A 20,272-nucleotide genomic window follows, 5' to 3' on the forward strand; every position below is an offset into this window, starting at 1 on the left:
TACACTTTAACTTATGGTTAGTGGATTAAGCAGTAAATTAGGCTTTTTATTGGTTTTACGATAAAATATACCTGAACCTTTTTCCTTTATTAGCTCAAATACAGATTTTCCATTTGACCATTCTAATAGTTCATGGCTTAATCCCCAAGCTGTTGGGCCAGAATGGGCTTTTAATTCAGCATCAAATAGAGCAGTATATGCCTCTACAACTAACGATTCAGCCTCACCTAAATAATCTCTAGTAGCAGAAACTGAATTATATGAATTATATGAAACAATATAAGGAGAATAACGCTCCTTTTTTCCAGATTGAATATCAGCTTTTAACTTTTTGCAAGCATAATATACTTTCGCGTAGTTTGCAACAAGGTTTGTATAAAGCACTGTTTGGTCAGGATCTATTTTAACTTCCCCATTTTTATCCACTCCATTAGATTTCAATAACTTATTCATAATGTGCTTTGAATAAATCTTATACGAACCACCTACCAATTCAAACGCTGTTGGGTGCACATCATCACCATCACTATTACACGCATTAGCAATACCATGAATATCTCCCATACGGCTTACCACATCGGCTCTGTCATTTGAAAACGTAAACTGAACTCCCCTGGTTTTTAACTTATTCCAGCTACTGCCACCATCGCCGTCTTTAGCATAATCATCTATGCCCCTGGGCAGTTTAATTTTATCCCTTTCAAAAAATTCTCCCATACTGGCTTTCATGGGTCTGTTCGCCAGCATATCTAATTTCATGGTCTTATAATTCTTATACTCATCACCTTTATAACCCATATTCTGATGTAAAGCGAGATAAACCATATTAATCGCTACTTTATCCCATTTCAATAATTTCAGATAATCGATTATCCCTTTAGCAACTCCTACTCCAAAAGCATTGCCCTGACTGTGCATAACAATAGTAATCGGATTATATTCTGGTGTACTTAGTCCTGGCACATATGGGGAAAAAGTATCATAAGTGGGTTTTTCCATATAATGCAGATTTAACTTCGCCCAGGTTAGCCCCTGTTTACGCCCATGCTTCATGCGGTGGCCCGGATTAGATTCAAGTCCATGCGACCCATTAAGATAATGGATATTATCTTTCGCATCGAAATGTGCCGCATATCTTTCAGTAAACTTATAATTATTTTGTTTAACATTCCAGTATTTCGGATACCTCTCGATTTTCGTAGCATGCAGCCAATTATAAACTGCCCTTCCTGGAGGAACAATACTATGATATAAAACTTCTTTTATTGTATTCTTTACAGGATGCCCAATATCTTCTTTATATTCATCTGGTGTATACCTATCGTCAGAATCCTCCCAATTTTTTTCATTCGTATTCTCAGCCCCCCTCATACTATAAGGATCTCCTCGCTCCGGTACCTTATCCATTACACTATTCCAAGCCACAGCACCCATATTTTCAATTGGCGCACCCCAGAAACCATTGATAAAAATGATATAACCTTTGAATTCCGGAGGCCCGCTCTTAAGTTTCAGTTTTAACCCGCCGGTTCCCACTAAACTCCGATTTGGCTGATAAACATAGGTATTATCAATTCTGCTTCCGAAATTAACATCCTTATACTTTATTGGATTAACTTTAAACCTGGAGTTTTGCCCGGGCTTAAACACAGGGACCTGCCTGGCTTTGGACACATAAGTATTATCAACCTTAGTCTTATAATCATTATACTGCTGAGCCTTCATATCCTGACGGGAAGATTTTTGGTTATCGTCAGTCGCTTTCAACTTTGGCTTAACCTTAATTGGAGGCTGCGATTTACCTGATACTGTTTCTTTCTTTCCCATAACTAAACTGCTCCTTTATTATAACCCGATTGATAAGGTATCAATGGCATACTATCTGATAACTGACTTATCTTTTTAGGGCTTGCACCTCCTGCAGTAGCTCTTTGCAGATCATCATCAATAAGGATTGTCCCACCGTTACTACATTGGATGGTAGAATTGTCCATAACAAATTTCTTACTGCCCATCACTACCTTTTTACTGGTTTGCTTCCACTTTTGCAATGCCGGCGAACAGGGCGGCTGATTGGAAGAACGTTTACAAGAACCAAAGTTTGGCAGCAGCGTTTTATCTTCGTCAGTAACCTTTAATTTTCCCTGTATAAATACCTTTCGCTGTGAAGTAACTTTCAGTTTTCCCTTTGCTGTTCCAAGTGAACACATCACACAAGCGCCATCAAGTACATATTTCCTACTCATTGCCTAGTAATTTTAATTTATAAACTGCTTGTTTTTCATAGCCGTCACAATTCCCCGTAATCGTTAGCTCTGCTGTCTCTATATAACTCTCCGCTCCAATTTTCACTGTGTATATTCCCTGATAATCAAAATAATAATCCATTTCGGCATCAGACTCTTGCTCAGTTATCTCTGCTAAATAATGGTTCATTCCCTCTACATCAAGCTCCTGCGCATTGATATGGCCGCTAATAGCAATTGTTGCTATTTTTGGATCATCCGCTATAGCAATCAGTTCTTTATATTCTGTTACAGGAAGGACGGTATGCCCAAAATGTTTAAGCAGGATCTTATCAGTTCCGATACTTTCCTCTCCAATATAAGTTTGATAAATATTATTAAATAAGAGATTCAATAACAAGTCGTTATAGTATAAACTCTTTAAATCATCATGTAAGGCAGCATCCATGCTATTCACAATCTCAGTCACCTCACCCTCTTCGTATATATAATTAATATCAGCTTTAGCTATCTCCCAGGCTAATAAAATACGGTTCTTATCGCCCACCCCTTTAATTGCTCCGTGTCTGTCTGTTTTGACTATCAATTCGTTATTAATAGAAAATAATTTTGCAAACAGCCATTCCGTTTGTTCATAATCACCCTCTGAACGTCCATTGATAACCAGATTATCTAAAAACACATTAAAGACAGCACCGTCATTACTTTCTGCCGGACTCAAACGGCAGGTAAGCTCAATACGCATGGTATCAGTAGCATCAGCAACGGTCAGCAGATTACTGATATTTACCGCGTAGTTCAGCTCAGTTAAAAGTGCTGTTACCGGCAAAGTATATTCCATCCCTTTATAAATCATAGCCAGTATATTTATTCGCCATAATCTATCCGGTCCTTACTTTGCAAGGTTACTTTCCCCGTGCCATCAATCAGTATTTTCCCCTGGTTAGAGTGCATCGTCATTTCTCCGGCAATGTGCTGTAATTTCTTCCCGGTAACCTGATCTGAATTTTCGACCACCGTACTTTTCAGATTTTTCGCCTGAAAATCAAAGTCCTCACTTATAATTTCCTTCTTATTCTTGCCAACAGCCACATCCATGTTCTCCTGAACATTAAACTTCATGTTCTTAGCATTGAAGGTCATAGTCTCCAATGCAGAAATAGTAATATTATTCCCCTGGGTATCAATATGGATCACATTGTTATTCTGATCGGTAATTGTAATTCCCTGAGAACCTTTGCTATCATCAAACTCAATAACATGACCACTACGTGTAGACATGCTTTTAAGATGATTATTTGCCTGAGGGCTACTATCCGTATTCTGACTATGGTATATACTTCCCATTACAAAAGGACGGTTCGGATCATTGTACCTGAAACCTACAATAACCTGATCATCAATTTCGGGTATGACAAAGAACCCCCTGTTATTACCCTTTACATCCCCGCTTCCTGCATCCGGCTGTAATACACGAATCCAATCAGTAGCTTCCCCATCATTTTGCCATAACATTTTTACCTGTACCCTGCTTTGTCCTTCAGGATCATGGTTTGCAGTTACTGTTGCCACCTGCGATTCAGCAACTGGATACACTGCATTTTTTACCGGAACAACTTCAGTTGTTGCCGGAATAGCGATAAAATCATTTGTATACCGGTTATTTCCGTCTATCTGATGGGTCACCTGGGTTACCAGATAACTTCCATAACTCTCTTTAACGAAGTCTAATAATTCTTTTCTTGACACCTCAATATGAGCGATACTCCCTAAATTTACGCCAGGATTACGGCTATGTCCTTTGATGGCGACTAAATCGGCCGCTGCTGCTGCTTTACGCCGTTTAAGCAAATCATCTAACTCTTTTTTGTTTTTAATACGCGGCCCAACCGGCAGATCGAAACTATCTGCATACAAACCCTGAGATCTGGCTAGTGCAAAAGTGGTCTGGTCATCTGCCCCTGCAACACTATCCGGTGCTTGTGATTTATTAAACTGATGTTGTGCTGAGTTATAACTGTACTGACCGAAACTTACCGGGGCAACTTTCATAGACCAGTTCAGGTTGTGCAAATCCTGACCATAAACCAGTTGTACTTCTTCTTGTTTATCGGGCTTCCCAAAATACAGCGTGTCGGCCTCATAATAAAACCATTCTCCATATTCAGCAGAAAGACGGTTCAAAAAAGCATAAGCACTTTCTTTGTACTGAGTGATGTAGGGGATAGTATTCCTGTATTCAGGTTTTATAGCCAGATTAATATCATTTTTCGCAATGCCGGAACTCAGCTTATGCGCTATCTCCTCTAATGTTTTTCCTTTAAAGGATTTAAGACTTGGACCGCTGTCCAGCAATATACTGGAACTATACCCCTTTAATAACACTTCTCCGTGGAAGCCATGACCTTGCTGCAGGGCGATTTCACAAATGATTCCGGCAAAGCGGGTTTCATTACGGGTTATACTATCAGTTAATACAATGACTAGTTTTTTACCGATCAGTTCTCTGCTTCTATCAGCTTTGTAACTGCCCAAAAGCTCAAATATATCATGATTTACATTCAATTCAAACTCATGATGCGCATTAAAGTACTGATGAATAACAAGTTTGGAAAAATGAAGAACTTCTTTTCCTTCAATGTGAATCTCCGTTAATATTTTCTGTTCCACGATGCTATAATTAGATAACCTGGATTGAATTTACAATTAAAGATACATACAAAGCAAAATAAATAACAGTAAAATAATTATTTATTTTAATGATTACTAGTATTTTACCGTAATTTACAGCAGGATTCCCCCTGGTTACGACGATTGCAAAAAACCTAAATTATTGCTATTAAATTATAACATGTTTCTCTAAATAATTCGTATATTTCGTTTTAATACTCATTTTTTTATAAAAGAAATAATCAGGAAAGAAAATAAAAGACCAGAATAATCATTCTATATTACCCGATAATCTCCCCGCCAACCATAACTGCAATTTCTCGTTCCAGTTCTTTTGATCAACAACTGTATTTTTAGTCCAAATGATTGTATTTTAGCTAAGTTTTCCTTGTTTGCCGATGGAAAAGAACAATTCTTAAATATTTTGTAAGGTTCCTTCGGTAAATGCGACTATACTACTTTATACTATACAATGTCTATACCTAAAAGCACAGAAATACCACAGGCAGAGCCGTCTGTTCTTGACCCTCATCATTGGGTGGAAAATCATGCGGATTATTTGTTTAGCTATGCGATTACCAGGATTAATGAAGAAGAACAGGCGAGAGATCTTGTTCAGGAAACGTTTTTAGCTGCGCTGCAACGTATAGATAAATTTGAAGGCAGAAGTTCTGAGCGAACGTGGCTCACTGCCATCTTAAAAAATAAGGTGATCGATGTTTACCGTAAGAAATCTTCGGGATTAGGGAAAAATACGACCAGTTTAGACACTGAACAGCAGGATCAGGATTTCTTTGATCCCTATGATGGTCATTGGAAAAAAACACACCGCCCCGAACCGTTTGGCATAGATACAAATGACCCTTTAATGAACAAAGAACTGAAGTCCATTTTACAAAAATGTATGCAAAAACTTCCGGCATTGTGGTTATCGGTTTTCACGATGAAACATATGGAGGAAGAATCTACTGAATTGATTTGTGCGGAACTGAAAGTTACCTCTTCGAATTTCTGGGTGATTATTCACCGCGCTAAACTTAACCTGAGAGCCTGTCTCCAGAAAAATTGGATTTAAAAATATGAATGAGCTGAAAGATATAATATACAATTGCAGAAAGGCCACTTTTTTAATCGAGAAGAAGCAACTTACTGCGTTAACTTTTAAGGAAAGAGTAGAATTGCGCATTCATTTAACTGGCTGTTCTTTTTGCAGACTATTTCAAAAACAGAGTATCGGAATCAATAAGATGATTTATGCGCTTTTTCATTCCGCAGCGGACCGCGAACTCAAACTGGACGATGACTATAAAAAGCAGCTTCAAAAGCGTATTGAAGAGAAACTGGACAATAATTAAATTTCCTATCTCTTTAGCTAAAACTGAACCTACAATAAAGGGGGCCTTAAATTATATTTAAGGCCCCCTTTATTGTAGGTTCAACTACTGTCTAAGGTAAATCAAATCCAAACTTCTTATAAATAGCATTCGCTTCTGCACTGACCAGGAAGTCCATAAAATCTTTAGCCGCAGCCGGATGAGGAGCATTTTTCAACTGTCCTGCAAAATATTGTGCCTGGATATTTTCCTGCGCCGGAATTTCAATCAGCTCTACCGGATGACCAATCATTTTCTGATAATGTGCCTCACTATACCAAACCGGAGCCGCATCGCTCTGATTATATAAAATACGCATCGGAGACTGACGGTGATGAATCTGAGTCAGGTAAGTAGTCTGCGCTTTCAGTTTGGTTTCCATCACTGTAGTTTTAAGCTGTACTCCCCCTGCTTTAACATATGCTTCCTCTATGCGTTTCCCAATACCTTCAAAATCAGGATTAGGCATACTGATCCTCAAATCTTTATCACCTAAATCTTTAAGCCCATTCACCTTTTTAGGATTCCCTTTTTGTACCATAATAGCCAGTTTATTCCTTGCATATAAAGCTGTTTTGCTGAACCATTCGGGAGTCTGATCGATCCTGTTTTTTCCCGCAGTATAAACATCAGGTTTTAACGTAATCCGCAGGTTTCCAATCACAATACTTCCTGTAGCGATCTGTTTAGCTAGAATTCCCGGAGGAAGCGTTTCTGCAAATACACGCTGATATTGAGGATGTGCTTTTTTGAATGCAGCAATCAGATCGTCAATCACCATAAACTGATTTCCTGCGAAAAAGACAACAAGCTGCGGATCATTAATATCACCAAACAAATCTGGCACATTATCCACGCCGGGAACTGTAAACTGGACTTCGCTTTCCGGAGGAGTATTCCATGGCGGGTCAAAACGATATTCCTGTGCCACTGCTTTATTGGAAAACAAGGTCAGGTTTGAAACCAGCAGAATAGCTGCCAGGGTTAAAAAACCCGGTGTTAAAATCTTCATCAGCTGCTGATTTATGGATGTACAACTGCCCATCCCTGGGATTCACGGATAATAATTTCGCCATTGCCACTCGGTACAAAACTGATAAAATCAAACAGTGTGCTTTTATCAATATGTCTTTCTCTAAGCGTATTCTCACATTGAGCGAGTAATACTCCCCTGGTTTGCAACTCTTTTAATGTTTTCTCAAATGCCCCGTTCTTATCATACACGGCTACTCCATCCCCAAATACAATCAGTTCTAAGTCCAATTTACCTTTAAGACGCGGATCATCCAACGCATTTTTCATATTTCTGAGCGTACCTGTCATTTTCTTTTCGTCTCCGCTATTCAAAATATACAGCGCTTTATAATGTTTTAAGGTCGCTTTCGCCCCGGTAAAGTCTTGTGGTTTTGTTTGCGCAAAACCTGTAGTTACGCCACCCATTATCAAAAGAAGGCCGCAAATAAGAATCTTTGTGTTCATATGTTATTTATTTATTGGATTTATAATAATCAGCTATAGGTTTAAAGGGGCCGTATTTATGTTGTTCCATTGCAAATTGATCACCATATGGCCCAAATGGTGAATCTATAGGTTTTGTAGTTAAATCAGGGTAATCCAGATGCTGATCCTTGTGTTTACGGGGTTGAGAATTTACAAAAGCTGCAACATCCCAGGATTCTTCATCAGTTAACAGCGGATTTTGATAACTTGCACCAAAGGGCATATTGTTTTTCACAAAACCAGCGAAATTGCTAAGCCTGTGCATTCCCGCGGCATCATTATAACTGTGATCACCCCATAATGGCGGATAAGTATAAGTTTGATGATCTGCTGCCAGCATTCCTTCGCCATGCTGACCATGACAGGAAACACATTTTGAGGCATATAAGGCTTTTCCTTTCAATGGGTCCGCAGCTCTGTCCAAATATTTGATATGCTCATAGCCAGCCCCAAAAACTTTCTCTTTTTTAGCTACGCCTACCCACTTTAAATAAGCGAGTATAGCTTGTACTTCTTTGCCGGACGGATCAGGGACTTTTCCTGCCAGGCTACGTTCAAAACACTCTGCAATACGGTTTGAAGCAGGAACAATACGACCAGAACGGTTACTTTTTTTAGGATAACTACTGAAAAACACCGCATAGCTATTGGCAAATATTTTCGTCCCCCCCTGCAGGTGACAGTTCTGGCAATTCATCCCATTGGTAATTGCAGCTATAGAACCACCAGGCCCAAAATATTTAGCGGTATTCACAATAAGCTCTTTTCCATACCTGATCATTGCCCCTGCTTTACCTGCCGGGATTGTATTTTCATCAGGAGCTTTCCAGTTTTGAGTTGATACAGAATTTGCTGCCGGCACAGCCGACACCTGCTGCTGTGTTAATGCTGATGGCTGTGCTAATGTTGCTGACGATGACTGTCCTGCTGCTGGTTGTGCTGCCGATAAATTATCAATGCTGCCCTGCTGGTTATCTCCTAAAAAAACACTCAGCAGAATTGAGCTGCAAACTATAAAAAGTAAGGCGATGATTACGGCGGAACGCGCATTGTGTACTAATATTTTTTCGGTTTCATCCAGGCTATTCTTTGACATAACTTTACAGAGATTTCTTTCTATATCAAAGGTGAGGTTAACAAATCAGGGTTCATAAGCACAAAAAGTTATCACAGATAACCTGAAGTAATATCGCTATAATACCTTGTTAAACCAACAAAGAACTGTAAATATTGACTTTGTTACTTTTGTCTCAGACGAACTTTATACCGCGACATTTTCTGAGCTAAATAACTCTCTTTCAACCCAATTACAGACCCGCCTGGAAGATGACCTTCCTGTATTCCAGGAACAGCAGTCCTTTGTGCGCTGTAAATACCGGATTGTCCGCTAAATAAGTAAGCAGTGAAACAGGCGACGGCAAAAAACAGGATATATTCGCTACCAAATAATTCAACGCCCATCATTGTACAGGCCAGCGGGGTGTTGGTCGCCCCTGCAAAAACAGCAATAAATCCCAGCGCGGCGAATAAACTTACCGGGGCATACAGCAATCCCGAAAGCGTATTGCCCAATGTTGCACCGATATAAAATAAAGGCGTAACCTCGCCCCCTTTAAACCCTGTTCCCAAAGTCAAAGCCGTATAAACTGTTTTCCAAAGCCAGCTCCAGGTGTCAGCGCCTCCATGAACAAAAGCAGAAGGAATAGTGATTGCATCCGGGTATTCAGGATCGACACCTAAACTTAAATAATCTGGTTTACCGAGCAGAAAAGTCAAGCCGATAATGAGCAGCCCGCCAGCTATCGGAATGAACCAGCTGATGGTGAAAAATCTGGAAAAAGCTTTTTTAACTCCATGAACGGCGAAAGAAAACAAATAACTGGCCAGACCAAATACTACTGATGCCGCAATTACCTTACTCAGCAACAAAAGATCAATTGGCAGATAATCCGATAAAAAATAGGCAGTTTCAGGTATAACAGCGATATGATAAGCGGTGTGATGAATTTGCCACGCGGAAACGGTAAGATCAGCAATTACGCTGGCAATGAATGCCGGGAATAAAGCATCGTACTTCATTCTTCCCAAGGTCAGTACTTCCAAAGCAAAAATTGCCCCGGTAACCGGAGTTCCAAAAACAGCGCCAAAACCCGCAGCAATACCCGCAGTCAGGATCATTTTTGTATCCTGTTCATTCAGCTTAAACCATTTCCCAAAAGCCGCTGCAATACTGCCCCCAATTTGTACCGCAGTACCTTCTCTGCCTGCCGAGCCTCCAAAAAGATGCGTGATAATAGTGGTTACTAAAATAACCGGAGCCATGTGCCAGGGTACGCCACCACCGGGTTCATGGATTTCATCCATAATCAGGTTATTTCCTTTTTCAGAAGATTTACCAACAGACTGATAAATTAAATGGATCAGTACACCTGCTACAGGCAATAAAAAAAGGAGCCACCTGTGCCCGAAGCGAAAATGTATCGCAGCGGAAAGTAACCAGAGAAAAAAGGCAACCACAGTACCAATAGTAATGGCGATTGGAAAGATTAAAAGTGTCCAGCGGATCAGATGGTTAAAAGTTTTCATATATACCTACAAATCATTTATGCCAATAAACGGGATTGTTCATCAGCTTAATTTTGCAGGCGCCATCAGCTTTTTAAGGCGGTTAAGTCGGAAGACACCATTTCCGTGTACACAAATATAGGAATGTCTCTTACAATTACAAATTAATCAGTTTAAACAAGACCGGCCACAAAAAAGCGGCCGGTCTATTATTGTTCAATTGGGTGTGTATAGCTCCTTAGTAATCGTCATTTAAAGCAAAAACTGGTTTCCTTGTCATCCATTGACCTCCTGTGAAATCTGGAAAATCAATCGTTTCATTTCCTAATTCTATAGACTGCTCACTTAAAGGTGTAATTGCGCTCCATGCAGCTGCATCATAAACATCTAATGGTGTAGGTATTCCACGTTTCACAGACTCAATAAAAGCATGTAAAACAAAGAAGTCCATTCCACCATGCCCCGCTCCCTTTGCATCATCGCCGTATTTTTTCCAAAGTGGGTGATCATATTTCTCTAACCATTCTTTTGCACTGTCCCATTGATGTGGTTTGCTGACTCCTTCTACATATACGCTCTCATTAATATCCATCCATAAACCATTCGTTCCCTGTACGCGGAAACCTAAAGAATAAGGTCTTGGAGAATTCGTATCATGCTGAAGAATGATTGTCTCGCCATTTGCACAGTCAATAGTCGTGGTTACAATATCACCTAACCGGAAATTGACTTTCGCATTCGGGTGACTTTCTCCGCCTTTATCAACCACATATTTATGCAGTCCTCTGGATTTGGTCGCAAATGAATTTAATTTAAGGAATTTATTTCCCCTGTTAATGTTGATACACTGCGCAACCGGGCCGATACCATGTGTCGGGTATAGTTCGCCATTACGGTGTACAGAGTGATTTGTTCTCCATCTGGCCTCTGAGAATCCTTTTTCATTAAACTCTACTCCGCCGCCATAAGGTTTGATTCCGTCATTAAATTTCACTTCTCTTAAATCATGCTGATAGCCACCTTGTAAGTGCAGGATTTCTCCAAAAACACCTTGTCTAACCATATTTAAAACAGCAAGTACGTCTCTTCTGTAACAAACATTTTCCAGCATCATCACATGTGCTTCATGTTTTTCTGCAGCATGCACCACGTCCCAATGGTCTTGCAGGGTAATGCCCAGGATAACTTCGGTCGCTACATATTTTATACCTGCTTCAAGAGATCCGATAATCATTGGTTTATGCCATTCCCATGGAGTAGCGATTAAAACAGATTTTATCTCTTTCAACTGAAGCATTTTTTTCCAGGCATTGTTATCACCAGTGAAGATCTTTGGCATTGGCTTTCCGCTTTTGGTAATCATCGCTTTAGCCATGTCCAGCATTCTTGAATCCACATCACAGATAGCAACTATGTCAACGTCTTCCCTTTTTAAAAGTAAAGCAAGGTGATTTTGCCCGCGCAGACCAACGCCCATCATCGCAATTTTAACTTTCTCTCCTGCATAATTCGCAAAAAGTGATTTTTCCGGCAAGATCGTTAGTGCAGCTGCAGTCAGCGTTGTTGATGTTACAAATTCTCGTCTGTTCATAATTTTTTTAGTTCAGATAATTGGTTAGCTATATTATTATTTCGATTGTGTCTGATTTTCCTGATGCGGTTCTGCTTCATGCAGTCCTTGTATACGCAGCAGATTAAAAGGAGGAGCAGATAACGTCATCCCCCCTACCCAGTCTGCAGTAGTATATTGCCTGGTTTTTAAAGTAGCGATGGTGAGTCCGGCGCTATCCATAATTTTCAATTTGGTAAAGCTCATTCCACGTCCAAGGGGATTCACTGTTAAAACCAGCTGTATACCGGTTAATAGTTTATCCATAGGGATCAGCCTGGAATCAGCCAGGTTATCTATAAAAAGATAGCCTTCACTATTAATCCCGGTTTTAATGGAAGAGGTTTTCTCTGGCTGAATACCTAAACTTAAAATTTGCTCAGGATTTACTGCTTTCGCAGGATAATTCAGATCCAGCGTTACCGTAAAAGCATAGGCCGTAGAAAGTTCTAGTTTAAAAGTACCATCTGCAGGTAGCGCTGTCCATTCCTTAAATACAGGTATAGTTTGATCCGTTTTTAAATGTGCAGGAGTTTCCAGAACCGGATCTGGTTCTAGAACAATAGGTTCATTTACTGAACTTCTAAAAAGAAGGTTAAAGATTTCTCTCCTGTCCATTTTTGGTTAGCTGATTCTGTTTGTCAACGTAGGTTAAACTCCTTTGTTGATGATTACAAGGTATAAATTTTCCTTCCAAGCCAGTAAGCGACAGCCCATAATTATCACGCAAACGTTTGCCTTACTACAAACAGGAGGTTTGTGTAGCCACATTACATTTTATAAAAATCGTTTTATAAGAAAACCCGGGCTAAAAATCAGGCTAATGCGTAAAAAGTTTATTTTTTTCAACGAATTATAACTCAATAGCGCAAATGCCGTAAAAATACACTGCGTTTTCCCGTTTTTTTTGTTTTTGCCTATCAGACGCATCCACAAAACGTATCAAACGTTTGCGTGGATTTAGACGGTTTCAAATTCGGTACACACCCCGATTGCTTTATACCTTCAATCATTCCTTCTGAAAAAGCTATCGGAATATCTTTTCAAAGGATTACTAACCAAGTCTTAACCTTCATCTTGCATGACAAAACTCTACAAACCGATTAATCCGGGATTAAACCGGGTTTTCCCACTGTTAGCGAAACTTAAACAGTTTTCGCTAAATCAATTAACAATTGTAATCACCACTTTAGCACTTACTTTATGTTCGGCTATTGCCTTTGCACAAACACCGGTTACCGGAAAAGTTACGGACGAACAAGGCCTTCCAATGCCTGGTGTTTCCGTCAAAGTTAAAAAGACGACGAATGGGACTATTACCGATGGTAACGGCCAATTTGCGTTAAAAACAACGACCGATGTGACTCTGGAATTCAGTTATATCGGTTATACGCAGCAGGATGTTGCCATAGCTGGTAAAAATGTGATTAATGTAAGCCTTAAGCCAGATGCAAAGCAAATGGATGAGGTGGTCGTGGTAGGTTATACCACAAAAAGTAAATCACAGATTGTAAGTTCTGTATCTACAGTATCCGCCAAACAGCTTTTAGACGTAACCAGTAATAGTACTGGAAACCTTTTACAAGGAAAGGCAGCGGGTGTAGCAGTTTCCTCTTCTTCAGGGCAACCGGGAACACCTCCAAGCATCCGGATCAGGGGTTCTGGAAGTATAACTTCTGGAAATGAACCACTTACTGTCGTAGATGGGGTAATTGGCGGGACTGCCAATCCAAGAGATATTGAATCTATTACTGTACTTAAAGATGCTGGTGCAACCGGATTATATGGTTCAAGAGCAGCGAATGGGGTAATCGTTATCACGACCAAACAAGGTAAAAGCGGTAAAACGGTGGTCAATTACAGCGGATCATTTGGAATTAACAATGCTACCCAGGGAAACTTCAAGTTAATGGATGGTCAGCAATTACTGGACTATAGCAGCTATTTATATAACAATGATTATACAGGAAAAAGAGCAAGTTATATTAAGCAGCTTCAGGCCACCACGCCTAATCCTACACCACAGCAGATTGATGATTTTCTAACCCAAAAAGGACTTCCTTTAACTAGTGAGGCTTATTTAGCGCAATCACTGCCTACGACACCAGAAAACACCAACTGGAGAGATCAGGCCTTCAGACAAGCTTATACCAACAGTCAGAATATTAATATCTCGGGTGGCGATGAAAAGACCCGTTTCTATATCGGCGCTGACTATTATGATGAAAAAGGTACTTTAATCAATACAGGATATAACAATGTCAATTTCAGGGTCAACCTGGACCATAAAATCAATGACCGTTTCAGGATCACCACCAGGATCAATGCTGGTTTTGGTAAAAGAACAGATGATCAGAGTGGTGCCCTTTACCAGGCTTATACCAATGTGCCCTGGGACAATCCTTATAACGCAGACGGAACGCCAAGAAGAATTGATCAGGAGAGCCAGTGGTATGGTCGTGACAAGAGTAATTTCGTCTTTTTAAAAGACTATAACCTTGACAATGAGAGATCTCAAAATCTGGCTGGTGATTTAAAACTGGAATACAAGATCAATAACTGGTTAAATTTTGCGACCTCGAACAGGTATACCACAGAAAATACGAAAAGGGAAACGGCGATAGACATTGCTACCCCGGGCGGACTGGCCAATAAAGGGGAGTTAAGAAACCTGATCACTTATACTAATTCGATCCTGACCTCCAATTTATTTAATGCCGCGCACAGCTTTGGAAAACATAATTTATCTGGAATAGCAGGCTTTGAATATCAGCAAAACTATACAGAAGGATTGGATGCAAAAGGTTATGGTATTGTATCAGGTATCACTGCGCCTGATGCTGCAGCTACAGCCGCAGATTTTGCCGGGCTTAAAGGAAAAAATCGTTTTATTTCCGAGCTTTTCATGGCTGATTATAATTATGACAACCGCTATTTTGCAACGGCATCCTTAAGGAATGATGGTTCTTCCAAATTCGGTGCAAATCATCCCTATGGTTTATTCTACTCTTTTGCGGGCGGATGGTTAATCTCTAATGAATCCTTCTTCAAATCTAAAACGATTACTAACCTGAAATTGCGCGCAAGTTATGGGGTGACCGGAAATACACCAAATTCAAACTATGCAGCGCCTGCTTATTACTCTCTTAAAAGTCAGTACGCTGGTATTCCAGGGGCAACCCCTTCCAGCATTGGTAATCCTGATTTAACGTGGGAAACCCCTACAACGATTAACCTGGGTGCAAATATTGGTTTATGGAACAGAATAGAGCTGAATGTTGATGTCTATCAGCGCACGAATAAAGATCTGATTATCGATGTACGTCAGGCTGCCGCTACTGGTTACAGCTTTTTCACGCAGAATATAGGAGCAGTTAAAAACCAGGGAATTGATATTGAGCTGAATACCAAGAACTTTACGGGAGCTTTCAAATGGAACACCAACTTCAATATTGGTTTTAACAAAAACAGGGTAACCAAACTTTATGAAGGGCAGCCACTGGACAAATTTGACAATCAGCGTATTGCCATAGGCCACGATATGAATTCCTGGTATACCTATGAATGGGCGGGTGTTGATCCTCAAAATGGTGACCCACTTTGGTTTACTACAAAAAAAGATGCTTCAGGAAATAGCTATACCACTACCACGAATCAGTATAAAGATGCTGACAAGAGATTTGTAGGTACTTCTTCTCCAAAGTTTACAGGAGGTATGGGCAATGAGTTCACCTATAAAAACTTCAGCTTAAACACTTTCTTCAATTTCGTTTACGGCAGCAAGATTTACAATGGCAACCGTGATGTATTTGACGCTGATGGCGCTTATCCTCAGTACAATAGCATTGTATTGCCAGATGGATGGAACAGATGGGAAAAACCGGGAGATATTGCGACACACCCAAAAGCAGTATTGAATGGAAACAAGTTATCTAACAAACCTTCATCAAGATTTCTGGAAGATGGATCTTACCTGAGGTTACGTAACGTAACGGTAGGTTACAATTTCTCAGATGCAATTACTAAAAGGCTTAAGCTTTCCAACCTTAGAATTTATGTAAGTGCAGACAACCTGCTTACTTTCACTAAGTTTTCTGGCATGGACCCTGAAGTGGCCAATTTAGACCCTGCATCCTACGATAATCCAAATCCAAATACGGTAGGTACCAGCGGAAAGAAATATCCGATCAGTAAAAAGATATTATTCGGCGTTAACATAGGTTTTTAAGATAAACTCTAATAAAAGATCAAAATGATTACTAGATATAAAACAATTGTAGCCATAGCACTTATTGTCTCGGCTACAGCCTGTAAAAAAGATTTGGCTTTAGAGCCTTATAGCGGCCTGTCCAATGACAAAGTAGTGACCACTTTAGAAGGTTTGCAATCTGCCACTATTGGTACGTACAGCTTTATTAAAGACCCTAATTATGTGCGTAATTACCATATTTTCACGGAGTACGCGAGTGATAATGTTTCTTTGAGCGGAACGACTACCGATCCACTGTTCTATGCTTATAACTATCAGCATCAAAAAAACCAGGTGAACGTACTGGCTTTCTGGCGCAAAGCTTACCAGGCAATCGCAGGAACCAATGTAGTGATCGAAAAAGTAGCTGAAAGTGATGATGCTGTGAAAAATCAGTTATTGGGAGAAAACTATTTCTTAAGAGCTTTTGCACATTTCGACCTGGTCAAAGTCTTTGGAAGACCTTATACGGATGACAATGGTGAATCTTTAGGCGTAATGATTAAAACGAAACCTGATGTCAAAGAATTACCAGCCCGTTCCAAAGTAAAAGATGTTTATGCTTTGGTCATTAGTGATCTGCTTAAAGCAACACAATTAATGTCCAGTGCTAAAGACAATAATTTTGCTTCGAAAGAAGTAGCAATGGCGCTGTTAAGCAGAGTATACTTGTATATGGGCGATTATAAAAACGCTTTCGACTATGCGGATCAGGTCATTAAAACCGGAAGATATTCGTTACTGCCTGCCACCAGTTATCCAAAGTATTTTACCAGTGCCCCTGAGAATAATCTGGAAACTATTTTCGCGGTCAAACACACTTTAAAAGACGATCAGCTGGATGGCGCTATAGGTTCTATGTACTGGGGCGGATCTATTGGTTATGGTGAAATGTATGCTTCCCAGCCTTACAGAGCTTTAGTCAATAAATTCCCGGAAGATTTGAGAAATACATTTGTAGTGCCTCAATATGAGAAAAACGCCGATGGCACAGTTAAAAAAGATGTACATGGAAATCCGGTTCTTCAAACCAGAAATGGCTATCCGAAATATTTCATCAACAAGTATTCTTTTCAGGATGGTTATGAGACATTAAGCTCTCCTGTGGTCTTGAGATTAGCAGAAATGTATTTAACAAGAGCTGAGGCCGCTTTTCAGTTAGGCAGGCCAAATGATGCACTGAACGATGTGAACATCATCAGAAGCCGCGCAGGGCTTACCGGAAACGCTTTATTTTCATCAGGTAATATGATGGGTTATACGAGTGTGCTGGACGTGGTTTTAGATGAACGCAGACTGGAATTTGCTTTTGAAACACAACGTAAATTTGATGTTTTCAGAAATAAAAGAACATTAAACAGAGATTATCCGGGTACACACCTGGCTTCGGGACAAACCACGCAGGAAATCCCTTATACAGATCCCCGTGTTGTTTTCTTTATTCCTGAAGATGATATTACCTTGAACCCTAACCTGGTTCAAAATCCTTAACCTAAAACCATAAACCTATGAAAAACATTATTCTATCTTTATCACTCCTGTCTCTTTTGATAGGGACCTCTTGTAAAAAGAGTACTGCTGATGCAGAACAAAGCACCAGAACACCCAAAGAGATTACTGATTTTGTAGCAACCGGGCCAAAGATTGCGATTGCTTTAGGCGGAAATGCCTGGGTAAAAACTACAGCAAGTGAAGAGATCAATACCAATGGCCTGGCTAACTGGACAAATACGGCTGCAGTGACCAGCGTTTACTTCAGAACGGAGAAGCCGGGTATTGTAACGGTCGCTTTAAGAATGAAAATCAGTTCAGGCAACAGTACCTTTAAAGTATCAACGGGTACACAGTCAATCACTAAAACTGCGTCAAATTCATCATTTGATACAGTAGCTGTTGGAAATTTCAATATCACAACCAAAGGGTATATCAAATTTGATATACAGGGTATCAGTAAAACAGGCGACTACTTTGGGGATGTTTCAGACCTGATCATCAGCGGAAAACCGGTGACTGATTCGGTAACTTATGTCAAAGACAACATTGATTCCCGCTTTTACTGGGGACGCAGAGGCCCTTCGGTGCATGTAAACTATACCATCCCTGACGCAATTAAAAACAACGTAGAATGGTTTTACAATGAAATTAATGTTCCGGTAGGTTCAGACCCGGTCGGTTCTTATTTCATGTCTAACGGTTTTGGAGAAGGTTATTTCGGTATCCAGGTAAATTCGGCCACAGAACGCAGAGTGTTATTTTCATTATGGAGCCCTTTTCCTACGGATGATCCTGCAACCATACCAGATGATAAAAAGATTAAACTGCTTAAGAAAGGTACAGACGTACATAGCGGTGAATTTGGTAATGAAGGTTCCGGTGGTCAGAGTTACCTTGTTTATCCTTGGGTAGCGGGAAAAACTTATGCTTTTTTAACCAGGGCACAACCAGATGCAGCCACCAATAAGACTGTTTATACTTCTTATTTTAAACCTTCGGATGGTAACTGGACCTTAATTGCAAGTTTTGAACGCCCTGCAACGAACACAAGGTTGAAAAGTCTGTATTCCTTCCTCGAGAATTTCGACTCAGAAATGGGAAATATCGAAAGGAAAGCAAATTATGGAAACCAGTGGGCAGTGGATACTGGCGGCAACTGGACAGAGATTACAGCCATGAAATTTACCGGGGATGATATTGCCAACCGCGGGTATAGAAAAGATGTTGGGGGCGGTGTAAATGGCAATCAGTTCTTTTTAAGGAACGGCGGATTTTTCAGCGACGCAAGTGTATTGAAACAGACTTTCAACAGACCTTCAAGCGGTGCTGCACATCCGGTAATTGATTTCAGTAAATTACCTTAGTCAATTTATCATTTGATATACAGCAATTAGCCCTGGTTATAATAGCCGGGGCTTTTTATTTAATCATTTTAATTACTTATATTAAAAGATAATTGCAACATTTGGAACAAATGTCAGATAAACCAACCACTATAAAAGAGATAGCAAAGCTTCTTGACATCTCGGTTTCAACCGTTTCAAGAGCTTTAAATGACCATTCAAGCATAGGTTTAATCACTAAAATGCGGGTAAAAAAGATGGCCAAAGAGCTGAATTATGAGCCTAATCAGAGAGCTATTCAATTTTTACAAGGTAAATCACATACGATAGGCGTTATTTTGCCAGAATTGGCTGAATCCTTTTTTTCTGCGGCAATCAGCGGAATTGAAGACATCGCTTATAAAAGAAATTATACTGTTCTGCTCGCCCAGTCTCATGACGATGCAGACAGAGAGAAACTTTTGATCGAAAAGATGAAGATGCAGCGTGTAGACGGACTGCTGATTTCAGTTTCCAAGACCACCAACACGTATGAACATTTTGAGGCCTTTAAGAAATCAAATATCCCTATCGTATTTTTTGATCGTATCCCTCCGGTCAAAAACATACATTTTGTAGCTTCCAACCTGGAATCCGGTACTTTTGAGGCCGTGAACTTCTTATTGAAGAAAGGTCACCGTACCATCGGCATGATCAATGGCCCTACCAACCTGGTTGCCAGTACAGAAAGAAAAAATGGGTATATCAAGGCCATGACCTCTCACCGCTTAAAATTCGACCCTTCTTTAATGGTTAACTGTGACTTGACAGAAGCCGGGACCATTGAGTCAATGGATAACTTTTTGAACCATAAACGCAAACCGACAGCGATCGTGACTTTCAATGATTATGTGGCTTTATTTGCCATCCGTTATGCCCGTTCTTTAAACATACAGATCAATAAAGATATTGACTTTGTGAGTTATGCGAACCTGCCGCTGATCAATTATATGGACTTCACCCCGATTGCTTCAGTAGAGCAGTTTCCTTATAAACAAGGAAAGAAGGCTGCCGACATTTTACTGGACCTGATCAATAAACCAAAGAGTGATTCCGATGCGGAACCCGCTTATTATAACGTAGTTGTAGAATCTGAACTCATCATCGGCAAAGAGAAATAAATTTACACAAACGTTTGCACAACAATCTGATAGCGAAATTGATTAAGTTTGAGTTTACGAAAA

Annotated in this window: 16 protein-coding genes and 1 riboswitch; of the genes, 6 read left to right on the forward strand and 10 right to left on the reverse strand. The window is 40.0% G+C overall.

The window, feature by feature from the left end; all coding sequences use genetic code 11:
* Window positions 1–6: 6 nt before the first annotated feature.
* The 4 genes from LY11_RS01165 to LY11_RS01180 are packed head-to-tail and all read right to left on the reverse strand — an operon-like array spanning window position 7 to window position 4,916.
* Window positions 7–1,827, reverse strand: a complete 1,821-nt coding sequence (locus LY11_RS01165; protein WP_111631895.1) for a hypothetical protein — start codon at window positions 1,825–1,827, stop codon at window positions 7–9.
* Between the two features lie 2 nt (window positions 1,828–1,829).
* The gene (locus LY11_RS01170) at window positions 1,830–2,246 is read right to left on the reverse strand and encodes a DUF4280 domain-containing protein (protein ID WP_111631896.1); all 417 of its coding nucleotides are present in this window, start codon (window positions 2,244–2,246) and stop codon (window positions 1,830–1,832) included.
* Complete coding sequence (locus tag LY11_RS01175; RefSeq protein ID WP_111631897.1) at window positions 2,239–3,102, reverse strand: hypothetical protein; 864 nt, start codon at window positions 3,100–3,102, stop codon at window positions 2,239–2,241. The genes LY11_RS01170 and LY11_RS01175 overlap by 8 nt, the downstream gene beginning before the upstream one ends.
* Before the next feature lie 11 nt (window positions 3,103–3,113).
* Window positions 3,114–4,916, reverse strand: a complete 1,803-nt coding sequence (locus LY11_RS01180) for a type VI secretion system Vgr family protein (protein WP_170132592.1) — start codon at window positions 4,914–4,916, stop codon at window positions 3,114–3,116.
* Between the two features lie 472 nt (window positions 4,917–5,388).
* Here LY11_RS01180 and LY11_RS01185 point away from each other — a divergent pair, with 472 nt between their 5' ends.
* Together LY11_RS01185 and LY11_RS01190 are read left to right on the forward strand one after the other, a co-directional pair.
* On the forward strand, window positions 5,389–5,991 hold the full coding sequence (locus LY11_RS01185) for a sigma-70 family RNA polymerase sigma factor (RefSeq protein ID WP_111631899.1): 603 nt from the start codon (window positions 5,389–5,391) through the stop codon (window positions 5,989–5,991).
* 4 nt (window positions 5,992–5,995) lie between these two features.
* The gene (locus tag LY11_RS01190; protein ID WP_111631900.1) at window positions 5,996–6,271 is read left to right on the forward strand and encodes a hypothetical protein; all 276 of its coding nucleotides are present in this window, start codon (window positions 5,996–5,998) and stop codon (window positions 6,269–6,271) included.
* A gap of 91 nt (window positions 6,272–6,362) precedes the next feature.
* Here the strand turns inward: LY11_RS01190 and LY11_RS01195 are convergent, their stop codons facing one another.
* From LY11_RS01195 to LY11_RS01220, 6 genes are all read right to left on the reverse strand, one after another.
* The gene (locus LY11_RS01195) at window positions 6,363–7,301 is read right to left on the reverse strand and encodes a molybdate ABC transporter substrate-binding protein (RefSeq protein WP_111632232.1); all 939 of its coding nucleotides are present in this window, start codon (window positions 7,299–7,301) and stop codon (window positions 6,363–6,365) included.
* Between the two features lie 11 nt (window positions 7,302–7,312).
* Window positions 7,313–7,768 carry a DsrE family protein gene (locus LY11_RS01200; RefSeq protein WP_111631901.1) on the reverse strand — a complete coding sequence of 152 codons (456 nt, stop codon included), beginning with the start codon at window positions 7,766–7,768 and terminating at the stop codon, window positions 7,313–7,315.
* 7 nt (window positions 7,769–7,775) lie between these two features.
* Window positions 7,776–8,885 carry a c-type cytochrome gene (locus LY11_RS01205; RefSeq protein WP_111631902.1) on the reverse strand — a complete coding sequence of 370 codons (1,110 nt, stop codon included), beginning with the start codon at window positions 8,883–8,885 and terminating at the stop codon, window positions 7,776–7,778.
* A gap of 143 nt (window positions 8,886–9,028) precedes the next feature.
* On the reverse strand, window positions 9,029–10,375 hold the full coding sequence (locus LY11_RS01210; protein WP_111631903.1) for a voltage-gated chloride channel family protein: 1,347 nt from the start codon (window positions 10,373–10,375) through the stop codon (window positions 9,029–9,031).
* A gap of 49 nt (window positions 10,376–10,424) precedes the next feature.
* Window positions 10,425–10,489, reverse strand: a riboswitch (Fluoride riboswitch).
* 103 nt (window positions 10,490–10,592) lie between these two features.
* Window positions 10,593–11,945 carry a Gfo/Idh/MocA family protein gene (locus LY11_RS01215; RefSeq protein ID WP_111631904.1) on the reverse strand — a complete coding sequence of 451 codons (1,353 nt, stop codon included), beginning with the start codon at window positions 11,943–11,945 and terminating at the stop codon, window positions 10,593–10,595.
* Window positions 11,946–11,981: 36 nt separating this feature from the next.
* Window positions 11,982–12,581 (reverse strand): hypothetical protein, encoded by a 600-nt coding sequence (locus LY11_RS01220; RefSeq protein ID WP_111631905.1) that lies wholly within the window; start codon window positions 12,579–12,581, stop codon window positions 11,982–11,984.
* Between the two features lie 463 nt (window positions 12,582–13,044).
* Between LY11_RS01220 and LY11_RS01225 the strand changes: the two genes are divergently transcribed.
* The 4 genes from LY11_RS01225 (at window position 13,045) to LY11_RS01240 (ending at window position 20,209) form a co-directional block, all read left to right on the forward strand.
* The gene (locus tag LY11_RS01225) at window positions 13,045–16,191 is read left to right on the forward strand and encodes a SusC/RagA family TonB-linked outer membrane protein (RefSeq protein ID WP_111631906.1); all 3,147 of its coding nucleotides are present in this window, start codon (window positions 13,045–13,047) and stop codon (window positions 16,189–16,191) included.
* 24 nt (window positions 16,192–16,215) lie between these two features.
* On the forward strand, window positions 16,216–17,703 hold the full coding sequence (locus LY11_RS01230) for a RagB/SusD family nutrient uptake outer membrane protein (protein ID WP_111631907.1): 1,488 nt from the start codon (window positions 16,216–16,218) through the stop codon (window positions 17,701–17,703).
* A gap of 17 nt (window positions 17,704–17,720) precedes the next feature.
* Window positions 17,721–19,070, forward strand: coding sequence for a DUF3472 domain-containing protein (locus LY11_RS01235; protein WP_111631908.1), 1,350 nt, complete (start codon window positions 17,721–17,723; stop codon window positions 19,068–19,070).
* A gap of 110 nt (window positions 19,071–19,180) precedes the next feature.
* Window positions 19,181–20,209, forward strand: coding sequence for a LacI family DNA-binding transcriptional regulator (locus LY11_RS01240; RefSeq protein ID WP_111631909.1), 1,029 nt, complete (start codon window positions 19,181–19,183; stop codon window positions 20,207–20,209).
* Window positions 20,210–20,272: the final 63 nt, after the last annotated feature.

This window comes from Pedobacter cryoconitis, assembly GCF_003259615.1.
In the GTDB taxonomy this organism is placed as follows: domain Bacteria; phylum Bacteroidota; class Bacteroidia; order Sphingobacteriales; family Sphingobacteriaceae; genus Pedobacter; species Pedobacter cryoconitis.